The 20511-nt window shown below is 39.7% G+C and carries 19 protein-coding genes; 14 read left to right on the top strand and 5 right to left on the bottom strand.

From position 1 onward, the window contains the following. The first annotated feature begins 3 nt into the window (after positions 1-3). Positions 4-747, top strand: a complete 744-nt coding sequence (locus tag ACXM0J_RS16895; protein WP_086265674.1) for an SDR family oxidoreductase — start codon at positions 4-6, stop codon at positions 745-747. 34 nt (positions 748-781) lie between these two features. Here ACXM0J_RS16895 and ACXM0J_RS16890 read toward each other — a convergent pair whose 3' ends face one another. The 3 genes from ACXM0J_RS16890 to ACXM0J_RS16880 all read right to left on the bottom strand — a co-directional run bounded on the left by ACXM0J_RS16890 (position 782) and on the right by ACXM0J_RS16880 (position 4365). Continuing rightward, positions 782-2038: an OprD family outer membrane porin gene (locus tag ACXM0J_RS16890; RefSeq protein WP_086265673.1), complete on the bottom strand. Its 1257-nt coding sequence runs from the start codon at positions 2036-2038 to the stop codon at positions 782-784. A 109-nt stretch (positions 2039-2147) separates the two neighbouring features. After that, on the bottom strand, positions 2148-3497 hold the full coding sequence (locus ACXM0J_RS16885) for a spinster family MFS transporter (protein WP_086265672.1): 1350 nt from the start codon (positions 3495-3497) through the stop codon (positions 2148-2150). A gap of 400 nt (positions 3498-3897) precedes the next feature. After that, positions 3898-4365 (bottom strand): MarR family winged helix-turn-helix transcriptional regulator, encoded by a 468-nt coding sequence (locus tag ACXM0J_RS16880; protein WP_017481020.1) that lies wholly within the window; start codon positions 4363-4365, stop codon positions 3898-3900. Positions 4366-4515: 150 nt separating this feature from the next. Here ACXM0J_RS16880 and ACXM0J_RS16875 point away from each other — a divergent pair, with 150 nt between their 5' ends. The 13 genes from ACXM0J_RS16875 to ACXM0J_RS16815 all read left to right on the top strand — a co-directional run bounded on the left by ACXM0J_RS16875 (position 4516) and on the right by ACXM0J_RS16815 (position 18791). Then, positions 4516-5625, top strand: coding sequence for an amidase (locus ACXM0J_RS16875; RefSeq protein WP_017481021.1), 1110 nt, complete (start codon positions 4516-4518; stop codon positions 5623-5625). A gap of 36 nt (positions 5626-5661) precedes the next feature. Continuing rightward, on the top strand, positions 5662-6810 hold the full coding sequence (locus ACXM0J_RS16870; protein ID WP_086265691.1) for an acyl-CoA dehydrogenase family protein: 1149 nt from the start codon (positions 5662-5664) through the stop codon (positions 6808-6810). A gap of 25 nt (positions 6811-6835) precedes the next feature. After that, complete coding sequence (locus ACXM0J_RS16865; RefSeq protein ID WP_017481023.1) at positions 6836-7195, top strand: hypothetical protein; 360 nt, start codon at positions 6836-6838, stop codon at positions 7193-7195. Positions 7196-7199: 4 nt separating this feature from the next. After that, positions 7200-7733: a nuclear transport factor 2 family protein gene (locus tag ACXM0J_RS16860; RefSeq protein ID WP_086265671.1), complete on the top strand. Its 534-nt coding sequence runs from the start codon at positions 7200-7202 to the stop codon at positions 7731-7733. Positions 7734-7762: 29 nt separating this feature from the next. After that, the gene (locus tag ACXM0J_RS16855; RefSeq protein WP_005069110.1) at positions 7763-9040 is read left to right on the top strand and encodes an aromatic ring-hydroxylating oxygenase subunit alpha; all 1278 of its coding nucleotides are present in this window, start codon (positions 7763-7765) and stop codon (positions 9038-9040) included. A gap of 10 nt (positions 9041-9050) precedes the next feature. Next, a complete protein-coding gene (locus ACXM0J_RS16850) occupies positions 9051-9536 on the top strand; it encodes an aromatic-ring-hydroxylating dioxygenase subunit beta (RefSeq protein ID WP_002120925.1) in 486 nt (161 codons plus the stop codon). Between the two features lie 10 nt (positions 9537-9546). Next, complete coding sequence (locus tag ACXM0J_RS16845; RefSeq protein WP_086265670.1) at positions 9547-10284, top strand: SDR family NAD(P)-dependent oxidoreductase; 738 nt, start codon at positions 9547-9549, stop codon at positions 10282-10284. Between the two features lie 34 nt (positions 10285-10318). Beyond that, positions 10319-11272: a PDR/VanB family oxidoreductase gene (locus ACXM0J_RS16840; RefSeq protein ID WP_086265669.1), complete on the top strand. Its 954-nt coding sequence runs from the start codon at positions 10319-10321 to the stop codon at positions 11270-11272. A gap of 45 nt (positions 11273-11317) precedes the next feature. Next, positions 11318-12274, top strand: a complete 957-nt coding sequence (locus ACXM0J_RS16835; protein ID WP_086265668.1) for a p-hydroxyphenylacetate 3-hydroxylase reductase component — start codon at positions 11318-11320, stop codon at positions 12272-12274. A gap of 194 nt (positions 12275-12468) precedes the next feature. Beyond that, entirely contained in the window at positions 12469-13383 is a 915-nt protein-coding gene (gene feaR, locus ACXM0J_RS16830; RefSeq protein WP_086265667.1) for a transcriptional regulator FeaR, read from the top strand. A 209-nt stretch (positions 13384-13592) separates the two neighbouring features. Continuing rightward, positions 13593-15908: a primary-amine oxidase gene (tynA, locus tag ACXM0J_RS16825; RefSeq protein WP_086265666.1), complete on the top strand. Its 2316-nt coding sequence runs from the start codon at positions 13593-13595 to the stop codon at positions 15906-15908. Between the two features lie 144 nt (positions 15909-16052). Next, the gene (locus tag ACXM0J_RS16820) at positions 16053-17270 is read left to right on the top strand and encodes a hypothetical protein (protein WP_086265690.1); all 1218 of its coding nucleotides are present in this window, start codon (positions 16053-16055) and stop codon (positions 17268-17270) included. Positions 17271-17303: 33 nt separating this feature from the next. After that, positions 17304-18791: an NAD-dependent phenylacetaldehyde dehydrogenase gene (locus ACXM0J_RS16815; protein WP_086265665.1), complete on the top strand. Its 1488-nt coding sequence runs from the start codon at positions 17304-17306 to the stop codon at positions 18789-18791. A 56-nt stretch (positions 18792-18847) separates the two neighbouring features. Here ACXM0J_RS16815 and pcaD read toward each other — a convergent pair whose 3' ends face one another. Further along, entirely contained in the window at positions 18848-19627 is a 780-nt protein-coding gene (pcaD, locus tag ACXM0J_RS16810) for a 3-oxoadipate enol-lactonase (RefSeq protein ID WP_086265664.1), read from the bottom strand. 10 nt (positions 19628-19637) lie between these two features. After that, on the bottom strand, positions 19638-20511 hold an 874-nt coding region (locus ACXM0J_RS16805; protein WP_304457341.1), incomplete at its 5' end, for an acetyl-CoA C-acyltransferase.

The following is a 20511-nucleotide window of genomic DNA, read 5'->3' as shown; positions in this document are numbered from 1 at the left end:
AGCATGGCAAAGACAATTTTAATTACAGGTGCAAGTTCTGGTTTAGGCGCTGGTATGGCGCATGAATTTGCAGCCAAAGGTTATAACTTGGCGATTTGTGCACGCCGTTTAGACAGATTGGAAGATTTAAAAACTGAACTTGAAAATGAGTACGGTATAAAAGTAATTGCAAAAAGTCTGGATGTAACTCATTACGATCAGGTTTTTGAAGTATTTCGCGCTTTTAAACAAGAATTTGGCTATTTAGACCGAATTATTGTAAATGCGGGAGTCGGCAATGGCCGCCGTATTGGTAAAGGTAATTTTGAAATTAACAGAGCCACGGCTGAAACAAACTTTATCTCTGCTTTAGCACAGTGTGAGGCAGCGATTGAAATTTTTAGAGCGCAAAATGCAGGTCATTTGGTGGTGATGTCATCCATGAGTGCGATGCGTGGATTACCAAAACATTTATCGACCTATGCAGCAAGTAAAGCTGCGGTCGCTCACTTGGCCGAAGGTATTCGTGCTGAATTACTGGATACACCAATTAAAGTCTCAACCATTTTCCCAGGTTACATTCGCACTGAAATGAATGAAGGTGCTAAACATTTACCTTTTGAAGTAGATGCTAAAACAGGATGTAAAGCTTTGGTCAAAGCGATCGAAAAGCAACCTGTAAAAGCTTATGTGCCACAGTGGCCGTGGTTACCTATGAGTATTGCCATGAAGGTTTTGCCTTTAAAGTTGGTCAATAAATTAGGATAAATATTACCCCCTAAAATTAGGGGGTAATATTTATTTAGAACTTTTTGGTGTAATTAACAAATAAACGGTCTTCACCAAAGTCATTGCCGTGTTTTACATTGTAATCAATACGAATATATTGCAGAGCCACGCCTTTTAAGAATGGCTGTTGAAATGCATAGTTTAAAATCACATTAGACTCGGTTTCATGGTTCTTTTCACCATTGGCTGCTTTAAAGTCATGGCCGTAAACATATTTCACCATCGCATTTAGGCCCGGCACATAGTCTTTAAAGTCGTAGCCGTACATGACATGGTAAGACTTTTCATCTTCTTTAAAGAAGCCAGTGGCATTCCAGTTAATGAAATAGGTTTCTGGTAAGAAGCCATCCGGTAGCGGGTAAGCCGACTCTCCAATAATTTGTTGGTAACCCAAACCAAAGGTATGGTTTTTTACTTTGAGCGTTTCTAGTACCCCGATGTTTTGCGCATCAATATCAAAAGTGTTGCCATCATCTTGTGCATTGAAGTATTTAAACTTAGACGTAAGAGCGAAATTAGGTTGTTTCCAATTATGCTCAAACCCTACATAGTGTTTATTGTAGAGGTCTTCCAAATTACCGAAGTAATATTCACCCTTGAGTGACGGCGTGAATTGATAGCGCAGATCTATGTAGTTCAGGCCATCAGATTCTTTAGTAATTCCATTTGATGTGAAAGAAAACTTTTTAAAGTCTTCTTCATTTCGTGGCGACACTTTTTCCACTCGGCCAATTTCAGCATAGAGTTGATCTGAAAGTTGTGACTTTAAGTTAGTTCCCCAATACGAAGTGAGTAACTGACGACTAGCATCGACTGCCGTTACAGGTAAATCGAGCCAGAGTTCACCGACACTTAAAAGTGTTTTGTCATAGCCGAGTTTTAAGGTCGCGCCGTATTTTAAATAGTCTGAAGCCTGAGATTGCGTTTCTTTATTAAAAGGCAAAACTGTGTCAGCGACATGTTTGTCTGAACTCAAGCGCACGGCGTATTGAACCGATGCATCGGCCCCAATTGTGATTGGCTTGTCTGCTATGACTAACGGAGTGTCATGCATTTTCGATTTATAAAATAAAGACGCTGCCTGAGACCAACTGCCAGTATCTTTTAAGGCATCATTATCAAAATCACGGTTGATATAGGCGTTTTTTAAAGTGAATTTCCATTCATCTTCAGTTTGCTGATTTGGATTTGCGGCCCATGAGTTGCTACACATCAGTAATAAAGTGGCAACAGCTAAAGTGTGTGGTTTAAAACGGTGAAATAATTCCATAATCCATTTTCCAGATGTATGCCAATCCTCGGCACTACGCAATTTTGAGTATTTTGGTACTCTCTAAGCGTTTAGTTAGAGAGTACATTTTTGCAATTGGTGAGACCTATTAATTTAATTTTTCAACCTTCATGCTTTCACTAAAGAATTTGCAGCCTTTAAAAAGCAGAATTAGAGCCAGTACACACGACAGACCACCTACAATAGATAAAGAAGAACCCACCATTAACGGACTACCAAAAACTTTATCTGTGATAATGGCCACCAATGTTGTACCAATGCCGAGCCCAATTAAGTTACTCACCAAAAGGAAGAGGGCAGAAAGGCGTGCTCTAAATTGGTTTGGGGCTAACATTTGCAAAGCAGTTGCTGAAATTACTAGAGGGAAAGATGCAAAGAACATTGCAGGAATCAGTAAGCTAACTGAAAGCCAGAGTTGATCTGTTTGGGTAAAAAATGCAATTGGAATAATCAGGCCAACAATACCAATTACACCAGTGAACATTGGTGCATCTTGGCGACCTTTTTTAATAAACCAGTCATTTAGCCAACCTGCACAAAATACGCCTAATGTATTTGCGACTAACAGAATGGTACCAAGCATATAGCCTGTTTCCGTCGGCGCGAGTTGAAACTTTCGAATATAAAATGCAGGTGTCCAGCTAGTTAGGCTATAAAGTGCCATTGCATAAAAGGTAAAACCTAAATAATGACAAGCAAATGTTTTCGAATGTTTTTTAATAAACTGAAGGCATTGTGTGAATTTAACTTGGTCAACTTGTCCATTTTGGTTGAGTTGCTGGCCTTTACGTGCAGGGTCTTTAACGGTGAGGATAAAGAGCAAACCAATAATAATGCCGGGTAAACCCACCACTAAAAAGGCAATTTGCCATGCTTTAAGGGCACCTAATAAAGGAACCTCAATGAGTGTCACGCCTTTAAGCAGGTTAATCACATAACCGCCAACTAAAAAGGCGATACCTCCACCTAAGAAAGCGCCAATTGAATAGATCCCAACAGCGCGGCCTAGTTTGTCTTTACTAAACATGTCGCTAAACATTGAATAAGCCGCTGGCGATAAAGCCGCTTCACCGACACCTACCGCCATACGGCTTAAGGACAGTTGAATAAAGTTTTTACTTAAACCACAAGTTGCTGTTGCCAGACTCCAAACAATAATCCCGATTGAAATCAGTTTTGGTCGGGAAAAACGGTCGGCAATGTAGGCTAAGGGTAATCCCATCACCGCGTAAAATAGCGAAAAGGCCAGCCCATGTAACAAACTAAATTGGGTATCTGAAAGTTGGAGATCTGCTTTGATGGGTTCAATCATCAGTGCCAGAATTTGGCGGTCAATAAATGAAAATATATATGCCAACATACAAAGTATGACCACATACCATGCATAGGCATTGCTTTTCTTTTGTGTCCTTTCAACAGCGATATTACTTTGGTTCATACACTTAATCCTTATGTATAAAACGCTTTAAAGAAATTGATCTCTAACTTTTATTATTCCTCTGAAGTTTTCGATATTTACCCCTTTTAGATAAGAATAATAAATAGGCTAGAAATGAGTAATTTGGTCTCGTACAGACCGGAAGAGTGCGTCTAACCCAATTCAGAATTAATGGGATTTTCAAGATCATGGAATTATTATTTTCTTTTTATATGTAAAATTCCATTACTTATTGAGTATGTTAGAATACCTAAAAAGTATGTTAAGTAATTATATATAGATAAGCTTGTGATATAAAAAATTGATTTTATTTATTTTTATTGTTTTAACGAAAGAGCAGTTATAGAAAAATAAATTTTTAACTGCTCTAAGAAAGCTAATTTATCATAATGAGAAATATTTAACTGGATGGCATCAGGTCAAATAATTTCTTTAACTGGTTATTTAAATTATGTAGCTCGTCTTCTGAAAAAGCGTTAAGGATGCCTGCCAAGGTAACCACACTAATCTGATTAATCTGTTCAACCAGATCAACACCTTTGGCCGTTAATTTCACCATCGAGATTCGTTCATCAGAAGTAGAAGAGTAGACCTCGACAATTCCATCTTCTACCAAGCGATATACAGCTTTTGTTGCCGTTGTTAACTTTAAAGTAGAAAGATTAGCAATGTCGGTAATACTGGCTTCCCCAAGGGCATTAGTGCTTAAAATAATTTTACGGCGTGTATTATCAATACCTAGCTTTTTTATTGATTTTTCAATCAGTTGTGAATACTTTCCATTCACTTGGGAAACCCAAAAAAAAGGAAAATTTTGAATACTCGACGGTTCTTTATTAGGAAGAAATTGTTCTAAATGATCAAGCATAGCTAAGCAATAACTTAGTGAAAAAAGGGTAATCCTATTATAAACAAAATTTTGCATATTTCCTTGAGAACAAATTATAAAAAAATACTTGACAATTCCATTAAATTTTCCCATATTTTGATTAATGAATAAAAATACATGGAAAAGTGAATGAATATTGTTAGCCAAAGCGTGCACAAAGGAAGTGGCAAGCTCAAGGTCATGGTTAAGGACACAATTGATATTCAAGGTCTAAAAACCATTGCTGGCAGTCGAGCTTTATTAAATGTTGAACCTGCTCAAGATGATGCTGAAGTGGTTAAAAACATTTTAAAAGCTGACTGTGAAATTATTGCGAAAACGAACTTGCACGAATTGGCTTTTGGTATTACAGGCATTAATCACGCTTTTGGTACACCGATTAACCCTAAATATCCTGAACTTATTCCAGGCGGTTCTTCGAGTGGTTCGGCTGCGGCAGTTGCTGTTAAACAAGCTGATTTTACTTTAGGTACAGACACGGGCGGCTCTATCCGTATGCCCGCTGCGTGCTGCGGAGTTTTTGGATTAAAGCCATCTTTCGGTCGCGTGAGCAGAAAAGGCGTATATCCGCCATCGAGTTCTTTAGATTGCGTTGGCCCTTTTGCAAATTCAGTCGAGATGATTGAAAAGGCCATGCAAATTATTGATCCAACTTTCAAACCTACTGAATTTACTCGTACACCAAAAATTGCTGTTCTCGATGTAAGCGCAGATGAGGTTGTTTGGAACTGTATCCATCAAGCACTTCAAAAAGCTAATTTACAGACCACTTCAGAAAAAGTTGAACATTTTGAAGCAGCCTATGATGCAGGAATGCAGATTATTAATTATGAAAATTGGCAAGCTTTTGGTGAGTTAACTCAAACCGGCTTAATTGGTTCTGATGTAAATGGTCGTTTATTAAAAGCGGCACACACCACTTTAGAGCAAGTAAAACAAGCGGAAGCTGTAAAAGAGCAGCTCACCCAAGAACTCGATGCTTTATTAGAAAAATATGATGCATTGGTTTTACCGACACTTCCACAAATTCCACCGAAAGTTTCTGAAGCTGAAAACACAGTCGCTTTTTTGAATCTTACAGCTTTAGTTCGACCATTTAATTTATCAGGTCATCCAGCCATTTCAGTGCCACTTGAAACCAGTGAAGGTTTACCTGTGGGCCTACAGATCGTATCGAAGCATCAAAAAGATGAGCAATTATGCGCTATAGCTAAATTTTGTGTTGATGCAATGCAATAAATTACAAGGAGTTAGATGATGAATAAGTTATCTAAAATGGAGTTTGCTTCTCAAGACAAAACAGTTGACTTAGAGGCTTTGTGTCAAGAAATTCGTGAGCGTGCCTGTACAGGTGAATTTGATAATCAGGCGTATGTGAGTCAAGACATTATCGAAAAACTTAAACAAATTGGTGTTTATCGTGCCTTGGTGCCTAAACGTTTTGGCGGGGAAGAATGGTCACCACGTCAGTTTTGTGAGTTGATCGAAACTTTATCTAAAGCTGATGGTTCAGTGGGTTGGGTGGCAAGTTTCGGGATGAGTCCTGCGTATTTAGGAAGTTTGCCTGAAGAAACACTTAAAGAGTTGTACCAAAACGGACCAGATGTCGTATTTGCTGGAGGTATTTTTCCACCTCAACCAGCTGAAATTACCGATGAAGGTGTAGTGGTTCGTGGGCGTTGGAAATTCTCAAGCGGTTGTATGGGAGCGGACATTGTTGGTGTGGGGATTTCACCGCTTAAAAACAATGAAATGCAAGGCTTACCACGTATGGCAGTGATGCCTGCCAAAAAAGCCAAAATCGAAATGACTTGGGACACCGTTGGCCTAAAAGGTACGGGAAGCCATGATTTGGTGGTCGAAGATGTATTAGTCGAAAAGAAATGGACCTTTGTACGTGGTGAACCTTCGAAACTAAATGAGCCATTTTTTAAATATCCGTCACTGTCTTTAGCGACGCAAGTATTAACCGTGGTGGGTATTGGTGTTGCAGCTGCTGCATTAGAAGAGTTTGAAAAATTAGCACCGGGTAAAGCATCTATTACAGGCGGTTCAGAAATTGCAAACCGTCCAGTGACTCAATATGAGTTTGCTCAGGCAGATGCGGAGTTTCAGGCTGCAAAATCTTGGTTTTATCAAACCATGGATATTGTCTGGAATGAAATTGTTGCGGGTCGTGAAGCAACTGCTGAACAAATTAGCGATATGCGTTTGGCATGTACACATGCAGCGCGAGTTTGCGCCAAAGTCACCCGAAAAATGCAAATGCTAGCAGGCATGACAGCAATTTATACCAACAATCCATTTAGCCGTTTTGTGAATGACACCAACGTGGTGACTCAGCATGCATTTATGGGCGATGCGACTTTACAAAATGCAGGCTCAATCAGTTTCGGGTTAAAACCAACCCCAGGTTATTTATAAGTTTAATTTTTAAAAGGATATTGAAATGGAAGCTAAAAAATCATTACGCGTCTTGTTCTGCATGGGTATTAACCAAAACTTTTTTGATGCAGAACCTGCTGAAGCAAAAGCAGTTTGGGCAGCGTTTGGTGAAATGTGGAATGGCATTCATGACTTACCGGGCGTACATGTTTTTGGAAATCTTGATGATGACCAAAGCATGGTTGGCCCAAGTACGGGATGGCCTTGGACAACTTACTTGCTTGCAGATGTTCCGGATATTGAAACCGTACACGCGGCTTGTAACTTGTTTAGAACGACCGTGGTGGGTGAAGGGCCATACAAACTTTGGAAATATTGCAAAGTTGAAGCTCGTGTTGGGCGTGAATTGATTATCCAACGTTAAGGCGATGGCAATGACTGACAAAGTGAATATGGCAGAAATCATAGAGCGGCTAGAACAGTTAGAAGCGCACAACGCCATTCGTAATTGTCTGAACCGCTATATGGAAATCTGCGACGAGCTCAATGCAAATACAGACCTTGACGAGCTGATGAATCTTTTTGATCAGGACTGTATTTGGGAAGGTATTGGCGAGAAATATGCCAAATCTTTTGGTCGTTATGATTCTTGGCAGTCGATTTACGACATGTTTAAAAGCTATACCCAAAAAGAATCTCACTTTGTTATGAATGCCCACTTTGTAAATTCAGAACAAATTCATGTAAATCAAAATGATGCAAATGCTTCTTGGCTGATGTTGCAAACTTCAACATTTAAAGATGGCCGTAGTCATCTGAATACAGCAAAGCTCAACGTGAAGTTTCAAAAGCAAGCAGATGGAACATGGAAAATTAAACATTTCCAAACACAGAATATTTTCAGTCGTCCCGTATCGCATTGGCACAGCGAAGCCGAATTGCCGGTACCTTCCCATGAATGACCCAGGACATATTTAAAAGGACTATTGATATGAACAGTATTATCCCAACGCATAACATTGGCATTGATTACGATGCTTTGGTTCAAAGTGACCGTGCCCATACTTCTCTTTATAAAGATGAACGCATTTTTGATGAAGAAATGGAAAAAATCTTTTATAGCACTTGGGTGTGGGTTGCACATGCGAGTGAAATTCCGGAAGGTGGAAGCTATAAAACCATTAATATCGGTAAACAGCCTGTTGTTGTGGTGCGTGACCGTAAAAAGAAAGTCCATGTACTTTTAAATCGTTGTCGTCATCGTGCAGCAACCGTATGCGAACATAAAAAAGGAAAAACTAATAGTTTTGTATGTCCGTACCACGGTTGGAGTTATGCACTTGACGGTAGTTTACGTGGTGTGCCATCTCCGGAAAGCTACGGCGATTGTTTAGATAAATCAGAATTACCACTGGTGAGTCTACGGGTAGAAGAATATAACGGCATGATCTTCGCTTCATTTAAAGAAGACATTCAACCGCTTGAAGAGTTCCTTGGGCCTGCGAAAAAATGGATTGACCTGTTTATGAAACAAGGTGCGGGTTATCCAATTAAAGTGTTAGGTGAACACCGTTTCCGTTTTCCGGGTAACTGGAAAATCCAGCTTGAAAATACTACCGATGCATATCACTTCCCGTTGGTACATAAGTCATTCTTAAGTTCTGTAGATGAAAAAACCGAAGAACTCTTTAACTTCGAAAACCAACCGGGCTTTGTTGAAGACTTAGGTAATGGTCACAGTGTCATGGTGATGATTCCTGAACTGGTCGATTTAGACGAAGAACTCATGGAACGTCCAATTCAAGAGCGTTTCGAAGACTTGGCTCAAGCTTTGCGCGACGAAGGCCATGAAGAGTTAGAAGTACGCCGTATTGTTCGAGCAGTTGGTGGTTCTGGCTTTAACTTAAATTTATTCCCGAATATTGCATGTTCGATGGCGTTCTTCCGTGTGTTACAGCCAATTTCAGTTGCTGAAACAGAAATTCATCACTCGGTAATTACGATGGATGGCGGTCCACAAATTGCCAACCAATATCGCTTACGTTTGCATGAACATTTCCAAGGTCCATTTGGTTTCGGTACACCAGATGACTCAGAAGCTTGGGAACGCGTACAACATGGTGCCAATGCCGGTAATGATTTATGGATCATGCTCAACCGCGGTTTACCAGGTGAAGTCAAAACTGAAGATGGCTTAAAAAGTGATGTCAGTGCTGAAACTGGTATGCGTGCAGCATACCAGCAGTGGAAAAAGATGATGACGGCTTAAGGAGAGAGCAATGAATATGAATCTGCAATTATTAAATGAAGTCACTGCTTTCATCTGGGCTGAAGCAGATATGTTAGACCACAGTGAATATCGTGAATGGCTCAATTTATGGAATGAAAAAGGCGTTTATATCATTCCAATTGACCCAAACCTAACGGACTACGAAAACAACTTAAATTATGCCTATGACGATAATCATATGCGTACTTTACGTGTACAGCGTCTTGAAAATGGTGAAGCTATTTCTACAGCGCCTAAAGCAAATACTGTGCGTAGCATTTCTCGTGTACGAGTGATTCAAGATCAAGATGATGAAATCGTTTTACGCTGTGCTCAAAACTTACGTGAGTTTCGTAAAGAAAACCTCAAGCATTACACCGCTGATATTACTTACCATTTGACTCGTGATGCGGCTACAGGCTTTAAGATTAACCGTAAAATCATTAACTTGGTTAACTCAACCGATACCTTAGCTGGTATTAGCTACATTCTTTAGGAGCGGTAACATGAAACAAGTTGTTTTAGTGACAGGTGCTGCTTCTGGACTCGGTAATGTGATTGCTGAATATTTTGCGAGCCAAGGCCATCAAGTGATTTTGTCAGCCAGTACGCTTGAAAAAGCTGAAAACGCCAAGGCACAAAGTCAATATGCACAAAATATGCTTCCCTTGAAATTAGATATTTCGGTTGAAGCAGATTTTTATGCAGCAGTGCAATGGATTGAAGAGAAATTTTCTAAACTTGATGTGTTAATTAACAATGCTACCGTCACAAAAGCAACGCCAGTATTACAAATTACCGCAGCCGATTTTGATTGGGTGACCCAAGTCAACCAACGCGGTACCTTCCAAGCTTGCCAAATTATTGGTCAATATATGGCTAAAAAGGGCTATGGGCGCATCATTAATATGGCGTCTCTAGCAGGACAAAACGGCGGTACTGCAACGGGTGCACACTATGCAGCAACCAAAGGCGCCATTGTGACGTTAACCAAAATCTTTGCCAAAGAGTTTGCGGCAAAAGGGGTAACGGTCAATGCAGTTGCTCCGGGTCCGATGGAATCACCAATTGTTCATAGCGTGGTGCCAGACGAAAAAATGGAACAGTTCATCCAGAATATTCCAGTTAAAGCCTTAGGAAGTATGCATTTTATTGCTGAAACTTGTGGGTTGCTTGCGAGTCCAAATGCGGCGTTTGTGACTGGTGCAACGTGGGATATTAACGGTGGTTTATTCATGCGTTAAGCAAAGAGCTTACACATGAAAAGGGAGTTAAATCATGACTACACTTTATGATGTTGTCGTTAAAAATCGCCATGTGGAAGGTGGAAATATTGCAGTCATGGAATTTGAATCTGCAACTTCTGCAACATTACCAAAAGTTGAAGCGGGTGCGCATATTGATGTGCACTTACCAAATGGCATGGTGCGCCAATATTCGCTTTGCCAAAATCCAAATGACGAAGGTAAGTTTCGCCTTGGAATTTTACGTGACCCTGAATCACGTGGTGGCTCAATATCCGCTTTTGATGAAATTAAAGATGGCATGCAAATTCAGGTCAGTGAGCCAAAAAATTTATTTCCACTTTTAAAAGCCAAACACAGTGTTTTGATTGGCGGTGGAATCGGGATTACGCCATTAATCACGATGGCGTATCAACTTGCACATGAAGGCGAATCATTTGAGCTTCACTACTGCGGGGCTAGCCCAGAAAACTGTGCTTTTGTTGATGAAATTAAAAATGGTGAGTTAGCAAAACACACAACTTTTCATTTTAAATCGGAAGGTGCAAGCCACCGAGCATTTTTTGAATCTGCCATTAAAGATATTGATCTTGAGAGCCATATTTACACCTGTGGTCCAGTCGGTTTTATGGATTGGGTGATTAACCTTGCTACGACTCATAATTTTCCTGAGCAGCAAATCCACAAAGAATATTTCCAAGTCGAAACTGACACCTCGGGAGATTCATTTGAAGTGGTGGCTGAGCGTAGTGGAAAAATCATTATGGTTGAAGCTGGCCAAACCATTTTGCAGGCTTTGGCGAAAGAAGGCATCGAGATTGAGATGTCTTGTGAACAAGGCGTATGCGGAACCTGCATGTGCGATGTAATTGAAGGTGAACCTGATCATCGAGATGTTTACTTTACTGACGAAGAAAAAGCCAGCAATGAGCAAATATTGGTGTGCTGTTCACGCTCTAAAACATCGAGATTAGTTTTAGATATCTAATGCTCTCGCGATTTATATGGATATAAGAGAAGGTTTAGGAGAAAGATGATGAATGTATTACAACAAATAGATGAGTTTACGGTCGATCCATTACAGTTCCGACGGGCATTAGGAAATTTTGCAACAGGCGTTACCATTGTTACCGCACAAAATGCACAAGGTGAGAAAGTCGGTGTAACCGCAAATAGTTTTAACTCGGTGTCACTCGATCCACCGCTTATTTTGTGGAGCATTGATAAAAAATCGTCAAGTTTTTCAGTATTTGGAGAAGCGACACATTTTGCAGTCAATATTTTATCAGGCACGCAAATTGAGCTGTCTAATAAGTTTTCGAGACGCAATATTGATAAATTTGCAGACACAAACTTTCAACTTGGTGCAGGAAGCGCTCCCATTTTAGAAAATTGTTCTGCGGTATTTGAGTGCGAACGCTATCAAGTGATAGAAGGTGGTGACCACTGGATTATTGTTGGTAAAGTGGTTCGTTTCCATGACCAAGGCCGAAGCCCGTTGGTCTACCATCAAGGCGCATATTCTTGTGTCATGCCGCATCCGAGCCTTCAAGTTAAACAAACTGAAGAGAACGGCGTAGATCAAACACATTATGGGCACTTATATAATAATGTGTGCTATTTGATGAGTCGTGCTTTTAAAGCTTATCAAACCGACTATATCCCTAAGCAAATGGCTTCGGGTTTCCGTACCAGTGAATCACGTCTTTTGCTCGTTTTAGCCAGTGGTACTGCTTCAAGTAAGGAAGATTTACCGCGTGATATTGCTATGCCAATGCAAGAGGTTGAAAGGTCGGCTGAAATCTTAAAATTTGAAGGGTTATTGGTTGACCACGATAATTTGTATGCATTGACCGAAAAGGGTAAACAAACAGCGCAGTATTTATTTGATATTGCCGACAGCCACCAAAATGAGGTGTTTAAAAAGTATTCTGAGGAACAAAAAGATATTTTTATTACCATGCTGCGAGACTTTGCAGGAGTAGCATAAGTCCCATTAAGCTGATAAATTAAATTGATTTATCAGCTTCTTTACATCTAGCTGACTATCATCAAAACAATTCCAAGGATAAGGAATTTTTGGCACACAATTTGTTTATCAATAAAACAAGATTGCAAGCCAAGACAGTGCACCACCACAGAAGCAAAATCTTGAGCGGTTGCACATGTATAGAGAGGTAAGGGATGAACCAATATGTAAGTGATGCATTACTCACATGGACGCACCATATTAAAAGTGTGTGCGGTAATTTTGAAACCGATTTTGACGGAACCCGTAATTTATTCATTGGTGAAGTTCAGTGCTTTTTATTGGGTGATACCGAAATAGCTTTTATTAAAAACAATGCCAATAAAATTGTCCGAAAAGCCGATGAAATTGATCGAGTGAATAACCGTTTTTGTTTTTTGATTTTGCAGTATTCGGGAAAAATGCTGCTCGAGTATAAAAATGAAACGCTAAGCCTGAATGAAGGCGATATTGTGTTGGTCGATCCGGTCGAAACCATTTCAATGTATCCGCAGGGATTAGTCAGCCAGATTTCAGTCCATCTCTCACGTGAAAAATTACTGAAAGAAAATATTAGTACCGAATATTTTGGAAAACTGATTACGCAAAATATGAGTGGCTTTTTACTTAAAAATATTTTGAAAAATATGTCTGCTGAAAATATCAAACTTTGGTATGCAACCGAAGATGGGAATGCTTTTGAAGATGCGCTGATTGCCTTAATCAAACCCACAATTAATTATAAAAATATAAATAGCTCAAATAATCTAATGGAAAAAGCCGAGCGCTATATTATAGAAAACTTAGCAAAACCCGATTTAACACCTAAATTAATTGCAGAGCACATTGGGGTGTCGCTACGTCATCTCTACCGTTTATTTCTTCAAGAAAAATTATCGATTAACAAATATATACAGCTCAAACGCCTAGAAAAAGTCAAAGCAGATTTGCTTGATAAAAAGAACAAACAAAGCTCAATTACCCAAATTGCCTTGAAGTGGGGTTTTTGGGATGGGGCGCATTTCTCAAAGATCTTTAAAAAGACTTATGGTATTTCTCCTAAAGAATTTAGAGAGGGTATCTCGCTTTAAAACTTTCATCTCTCAATGTCATTTTTAGACAAGTTCGACGTCATTCTTGAACAAGCTAGTCCTATGTAACTGTGTTGAAATTAAATTCATTAGAGCAGGCTAGATAAGCTTAATAATCACAAAACTATTAAGTTAATCTAATTAATTTCACTCACAGGAAAGTGCATTTTAACTGTCTGATTCAGATAGTTCAGGGATAGATGAAAAGGATGAAACCAATGCGTAAACAACGATTATTGAATGACATACAAAAAATACTGGCACTTAACTTATCAATCGCTGCAAGCTTTTGGGGACTCAATACTCAAGCGTTTGCTCATGGTGGAAAGGCCGAAATGGTCTCACTTTATCAAAATATGAGTGAGCAAGGTGCTAAAGTTGTCAAAGACGATTTTACTAATACTTATATGATCACCAAAGGTTCTATGGTGGTTCGGGCCAAACCCAATTCAGATCAGGTTTTGATAAATGGTAAACCTTTTAAACTCAGTGTCCCTTTATTAGTCAAAGATGGTAAACCTGTTATTGGAAAAGATTTTTTTAATGAAGTTTTCCAGTCTGGGTTAGATCAAACCTTTAAAATTGAAAATACGTTTCATCCACTCAATAGCTTAAATTCCGATGAAATTAAAAAGACATTTGATGTGATTAACCGCTCAAAATATGCCTATAAAAATATGCGTTTTGCCGAATTAAAGCTTAAAGAACCTGAAAAAGCAAAAGTTTGGGACTACTTCATCAATCACAAAGAATATAAAGACGCTCGAATTGCATCTTTCATTTTGTTAAAAGGTACCCAAGCGATTGAAGGTGAAGTTAATCTTAATACTCAGCAAGTCACAAAATGGAATGTACTTAAAAACACTCATGGAATGGTGTTGCTCGATAATTTTGAAGCCGTACAGCGTGTAATTGAGACGAGTAAAGAATATCAAGACGCGTTACGCAAACGTGGCATTACCGATGTGAAGAAAGTGATTGCTACTCCACTAACTGTTGGATATTTTGGCGGTAAAGATGGTCTGGATAAACAACTTAATATATTAAAAGTCGTTGCTTACCTAGATGTAGGCGATGGTAACTACTGGGCGCATCCTATTGAAAATCTAGTTGCTGTAGTTGATTTAGATAAAGAAAAAATTATTAAGATTGAAGAAGGTGCCATCATTCCTGTACCAATGGCAAATCGACCTTATATGTCGAATAAGCCCGTAGCAAGTAAGCTAAAACCACTCAATATTTCTGAACCTGAGGGTAAGAACTTTAGCATTACCGGTCAAACTATACATTGGGGGAACTGGTGTTTGCATGTGGCGTTAGACTCTCGTGTTGGCTTGCAGCTTTCAACTGTGACTTATAAAGATAAAGGCGTTAAGCGTAAAGTTATGTATGAAGGTAACCTTGGTGGAATGGTGGTTCCATATGGTGACCCTGATATTGGATGGTACTTCAAATCCTATTTAGACTCTGGCGAATATGGTATGGGAACACTTACCTCATCTATTCTTCCGGGAACTGATGCACCAGAAAATGCGGTTTTACTTGATGCTGTGATTGCAGACTACAAAGGCCAGCCACAAGTAATTCCAAATGCCATTGCTGTATTTGAACGTTATGCAGGACCTGAATATAAACATCACGAAATTTTTGGCAATCAAGATGCCAGTGAAGCCCGCCGTGAACTTGTCATCCGCTGGATTAGTACGGTTGGAAACTACGATTATATGTTTGACTGGGTATTTGCCCAAAATGGTGTAATTGGAATTAATGCAGGTGCTACAGGTATTGAAGCTGTTAAAGGTGTTAAATCACGTACTATGCATGACAGCACTGCCAAAGAAGACACCAAATATGGCACTTTAATTGACCATAATATTGTGGGTACAACGCATCAGCACATCTATAACTTCCGCTTAGACATGGATGTAGATGGAGAAAACAACAGCTTTATGCATATGGACCCTGTAGTAAAGGCCAATGACAAAGGTGGTGCTCGTACAAGCACAATGCAAATCGATAGTAAAGTCATTACTAATGAACAAAATGCAGCTGAAAAATTTGACCCATCTACCATTCGATTACTCACGAATTTCAACAAGGAAAATAAATTAGGTAATCCGGTTTCTTACCAATTGATTCCATTTGCAGGAGGAACACACCCTGTGGCAAAAGGAGCCAATTTCTCGAAAGATGAATGGTTATTTAAACGTTTGAATTTTATGGACAAGCAAATTTGGGTGACTCAATACAATCCAGATGAACGCTATCCTGAAGGGAAATATTCAAACCGTTCGACTCATGACACAGGGTTAGGACAATTCATTGGCAACAATGAAAATATCGAAAATAAAGACCTTGTGGTGTGGATGACAACAGGTACAACCCATGTAGCACGTGCTGAAGAGTGGCCAATCATGCCAACAGAATGGGTGAATACACTCATCAAACCTTGGAACTTCTTTGACAGCACCCCGACTTTAAATTTGGGTGAACAAGAGCAAAACACACAGCACGACCATCACTAAACGAGTAAATGATCTAGAGTGGGTAATGAATCGGTTACCCACACTTGAGCACGGTTAGGCCGTTCGCAAAAAAGGAATTTCTCAATGAAAAATTTATTTTCTCAGGTTGTGAGAGGGACTCTCTTTGTCTCATTTTTTTCAACTGTGCATGCCGGTGAGTTTGAAATTAAGCCAACTTTTGAAGCAACTTTTGGAGCTTTTAGTAGTGGTAAAAGCTATAACGGCGAAAATCTAGAGGATGAAAGAATTAATTGGCAAGAAGGTCATCTTAAATATGGTGCTAAAGGACAGTACACCTTTAAAAACAATCAGCTCTATGCAAGTTTGAGCGGTATTAGCTCGGCAACATTTGGTGATGGTGACGCAGGCCAAAATAGTAATGGCAAAGAACATAAAACAGATGTGAATGAATGGATCATTGGTTTTAAAGACGGCACCAATAAAGATGAGTTGACCACCTATGATTTAAGTATTGGTCGGCAAAATATCATGATTGGTGACGGGTTCTTCATTGCAGGTGATGCATTAAATCTCGGTAAAGCACCTGCGGAGGGCACACTAGATCGGGGCGGGGCATATTATCTGGCAGCTCGTCGAAGCTTTGATTTTACAAGTTTGCTTCAATACAAACCGCAAGAGAACACAACTTTAAAACTGGCTTATTTAAAGTCCGACAATAAAGCACAATTTTCCCCAGAACTGTTTGTGACTGATCTGATGTATCAGCTTAAAGATAAGGGCATTGGGTTTACCTATTTAAATGTATTAGATCATAAAGATGCTGAAAAGGTTTCAGGGCGTGAAGATCTTAAAAACTATGCTTTACGTTTGAATTATCAACCTTTACCAGAATTACAGCTCAAAACTGAGTTTGTGGTGCAAGATAAAAAAGATAGCCAAGAAAATGCTGGCTACTTAGCACTGAACTATAACTTTTTATCTTCAAAATATACGCCCTCATTAGGCTATCGTTTTAGCCATTTCTCAGACCAATACGACCCTATGTTTTACGGGAATACGGTCGGCTTTGGCACATGGTTTCAAGGTGAAGTTGCCGGAAATTATGCTGGGCCATTCAATAAAAATGCAGATATTCATCAAATCTCTTACATGATGAACTTGAAAGAAAATTTTATGTTGGGTGCTTTGGCCTATAAGTTCAAAACAGTAAATAAGTCTTTAAGCAATGTGGATGGACATGAACTGGATGTCTTTTCGGTCTGGTCAGTCAATAAAAAATTCAATGTTATTCCTTTAGTTGGGCTTTATAAACCGAAACACGATATCCATAGTGGCGGTACACAAAACTACGATGACAAAACCAATGTCTATGCGCAGTTAATTTTGCAATACATCTATTAATAGATCCTTTTAAATGAATTGAGAGAAATAAAAATGAGTGAAGTTCAGATTTTACAAAGCGTGCAGCAATTTATGGCACGTCAACATGGACATTTTATTGATGGAAAGTTAGTTGCTGCTGAGCTTTTGGATAAAGTGGATATTGTGAATCCATCGACTGAACAAGTTGTTGCTCAAATTAGCATGGCTAGTCAACAAGATGTCGTAAGCGCCGTTAAAAGTGCTGAACATGCTTTTCAAAATGCTTGGGCTGAAACTACGCCGTATGAACGTGGCGTTAAACTAAATAAGTTGGCAGATTTAATTGAGCAACATGGTGAAGAACTTGCACAGCTTGAGTCGTTGTCTACTGGAAAACTTATCAATATTTCAAGACATCTTGAAGTCGCACAATCTGTTATTTTCTTAAGATATTTTGCAGGGTGGGCAACTAAAATTAATGGTCAAACCATGCAGCCTTCTATTCCTTCTATGCAAGGTGAAAAATATACAGCTTTTACTTTAAGACAACCAGTGGGTGTGGTTGCAGGTATTGTGCCTTGGAATTTCTCGCTGATGATTGGCGTTTGGAAAATCGGTTCAGCTTTAACAACGGGCTGTACCATTGTGCTTAAGCCAAGTGAGTTTGCCAGCTTATCTTTATTACGTTTAGCTGAACTTGCCATTGAGGCAGGTATTCCGGCAGGTGTGATTAATGTAGTGACAGGCAAGGGGGAGACTGGACAATATTTAATTGAATCGCCGCTTGTGAAGAAAGTCTCATTTACAGGTTCAGTACCAACTGGCATTGCCATTGGTAAGCTCGCGATGAGCAGTGATTTAACCCGTGTAAGTCTGGAGCTGGGTGGTAAAAATGCGATAGCTATCTTGGCTGATGCAAATATTGATGAGATTTTACCAACTTTGTTGCAAGCAACTTTTGTACATCAAGGTCAAGTTTGTGCATCCCCAGAGCGTTTTTTTGTACACCGTACAAAATATGATGAACTTGTCAAGAAACTCTCTAAAGCACTCTTTAGTTTCAAAATTGGATCGGCTATGGATGAGGGAAGTATGTTTGGTCCACTCTCTAATCAGCCACATTTTAATAAAGTAAAACATTATTTAGATATGGCTAAAGCCAACAACCAGATTATTGCAGGGGGTGAGGCTCTAGATCAGACAGGATATTTTGTACAGCCGACTTTAATTTCCTTTAAAAATACAGATGATCCTTTATTTTCTGAGGAAACCTTTGGTCCAGTGGTCGGGATAATGCCATTCGATACTGATGAAGAACTCGTTCAACTTATGAATCAGTCACGCTTTGGTTTAACCGCAAGTATCTGGACAAATGATTTATCTAAAGCATTGCGTTTAATTCCTAAAATTGAAGCAGGGACTTTGTGGGTCAATATGCATACGTTCTTAGATCCCTCAGTTCCATTTGGCGGAGTAAAAGCTTCGGGAATTGGCAGAGAGTTTTCAGATGCATTTATTGAAGATTACACTGAATTAAAATCGGTCATGATTCGATATTAAGTTTCTACGAGATATAAAAAAATGGCCTTTATAGGCCATTTTTTTGAATCATTAAATTAACCTAATAAAAAATCCTTTAGGATTTTATTAAAAGCTTCTGGTTGCTCTACATTGGAAATATGAGAGGCATCTATTTCTGCAAGTTTTGATTGTGGAATGCGTTGCTGCATAAACTCACCATCTGCAACAGTCGTTACAGGGTCTTGAGTGCCAGCAATCACCAATACAGAAATTTTAATGTCTTTTAACTGCTCACGGACATCCGCTTTAGCCAAAGCCTCACAACAATTGGCATAACCCATTGCGCTGCCAGCACTTAAGTCGTTACATAGGTTGTTGACGATTGAAGCATGACTTTGGATAAAGGGATCTGTAAACCATCGCGAGGCTGCTGTAGCTGCGATCGGTTGTAAACCTTGCTCACGTACTAATTTTGCACGGTCAAGCCATGCTTGTTCTTGTCCAATTTTAGCGGCAGTATTTGCCACAACCACATGATTAAAACGCTCAGGGTAGTGAATTGCCAGCCATTGACCGGTTAAACCACCCATAGAAATTCCACAAAAAGCAGCTTTGTTAATATTCAGATGATCCAGTAAACGAACAACATCTTCACCTAATTGCTCTACAGTGTATGGACCGTCAGGTGTAGATGACGAACCGTGACCACGAGTGTCATAGCAGATCACAAAAAATTGATCTTTTAACTCATTAAACTGTTTTTGCCACATGCCATAGTTGGTGCCCAAAGAATTGGAAAACACCAGAGCAGGGGAAGATGGCTGGCCAAAGGTTTGATAGTTAATTTGTGCATCGGCAGATTGAAAAGACGCCATTTGTTTCTCCTTAAAGTGCTTCAACACGTTCAATAATCAAAGCAATGCCTTGGCCTACACCAATACACATTGAACACAAGGCATAACGGCCACCTGTTTGCTCAAGTTGGTTCAAGGCTGTCGTCACGAGGCGTGCACCTGATGCACCAAGTGGATGACCCAAAGCAATTGCACCACCGTTTGGATTTACTTTGTTGCTATCATCTGGCAAGCCTAAATCACGGGTCACTGCCAAAGCTTGTGCAGCAAAAGCTTCATTGAGCTCAATTACATCCATCTGATCTAAAGTCAGGTTGGCTTGTTTAAGTAATTTCTTAATCGCGGGTGCTGGAGCAAAGCCCATAATACGTGGTTCTACACCCACTGCTGTTGAAGCAATGATCTTGGCACGTGGTTTTAAGTTGTAAGCTTGAACTGCTTCATCAGATGCAATCAGCAGAGCGGCTGCACCATCATTAATACCTGAAGCATTGCCTGCTGTTACTGTGCCATCTGCTTTAACCACAGGTTTAAGTTTGCTTAAACCTTCAAGGGTGGTTGATGCACGTGGATGTTCATCGGTATCAATCACAACAGCATCACCCTTACGCTGAGGGATTTCAACTGCCACGATTTCTTTAGAAAAAAAGCCTTTGGCTTGCGCGCTTGCGGTGCGTTGTTGGCTCACCAAGGCAAACTGGTCCTGATCTGCACGATTAACGTTAAACTGTTCAGCCACGTTTTCGGCAGTCTGGGGCATGGTGTCTACACCATACAATTCTTTAAGTTTTGGGTTAATGAAACGCCAGCCCATGGTGGTGTCTTCAATCTTCTGGCTACGGCCAAAAGCACTGTCTGACTTACCCATCACATAGGGTGCACGGCTCATGCTTTCTACACCACCG

This window comes from Acinetobacter sp. GRABPA_MV_2 (assembly GCF_056725885.1).
This window is presented reverse-complemented; position numbering and strand designations above follow the sequence as displayed.

Coding starts and splice junctions, on each gene's coding strand:
- ACXM0J_RS16895 (WP_086265674.1), top strand. CDS start 4: ATGGCAAAGACAATTTTAATTACAGGTGCAAGTTCTGGTTTAGGCGCT.
- ACXM0J_RS16890 (WP_086265673.1), bottom strand. CDS start 2,038: ATGGAATTATTTCACCGTTTTAAACCACACACTTTAGCTGTTGCCACT.
- ACXM0J_RS16885 (WP_086265672.1), bottom strand. CDS start 3,497: ATGAACCAAAGTAATATCGCTGTTGAAAGGACACAAAAGAAAAGCAAT.
- ACXM0J_RS16880 (WP_017481020.1), bottom strand. CDS start 4,365: ATGCTTGATCATTTAGAACAATTTCTTCCTAATAAAGAACCGTCGAGT.
- ACXM0J_RS16875 (WP_017481021.1), top strand. CDS start 4,516: ATGAATATTGTTAGCCAAAGCGTGCACAAAGGAAGTGGCAAGCTCAAG.
- ACXM0J_RS16870 (WP_086265691.1), top strand. CDS start 5,662: ATGGAGTTTGCTTCTCAAGACAAAACAGTTGACTTAGAGGCTTTGTGT.
- ACXM0J_RS16865 (WP_017481023.1), top strand. CDS start 6,836: ATGGAAGCTAAAAAATCATTACGCGTCTTGTTCTGCATGGGTATTAAC.
- ACXM0J_RS16860 (WP_086265671.1), top strand. CDS start 7,200: ATGGCAATGACTGACAAAGTGAATATGGCAGAAATCATAGAGCGGCTA.
- ACXM0J_RS16855 (WP_005069110.1), top strand. CDS start 7,763: ATGAACAGTATTATCCCAACGCATAACATTGGCATTGATTACGATGCT.
- ACXM0J_RS16850 (WP_002120925.1), top strand. CDS start 9,051: ATGAATATGAATCTGCAATTATTAAATGAAGTCACTGCTTTCATCTGG.
- ACXM0J_RS16845 (WP_086265670.1), top strand. CDS start 9,547: ATGAAACAAGTTGTTTTAGTGACAGGTGCTGCTTCTGGACTCGGTAAT.
- ACXM0J_RS16840 (WP_086265669.1), top strand. CDS start 10,319: ATGACTACACTTTATGATGTTGTCGTTAAAAATCGCCATGTGGAAGGT.
- ACXM0J_RS16835 (WP_086265668.1), top strand. CDS start 11,318: ATGATGAATGTATTACAACAAATAGATGAGTTTACGGTCGATCCATTA.
- feaR (WP_086265667.1), top strand. CDS start 12,469: ATGAACCAATATGTAAGTGATGCATTACTCACATGGACGCACCATATT.
- tynA (WP_086265666.1), top strand. CDS start 13,593: ATGAAACCAATGCGTAAACAACGATTATTGAATGACATACAAAAAATA.
- ACXM0J_RS16815 (WP_086265665.1), top strand. CDS start 17,304: ATGAGTGAAGTTCAGATTTTACAAAGCGTGCAGCAATTTATGGCACGT.
- pcaD (WP_086265664.1), bottom strand. CDS start 19,627: ATGGCGTCTTTTCAATCTGCCGATGCACAAATTAACTATCAAACCTTT.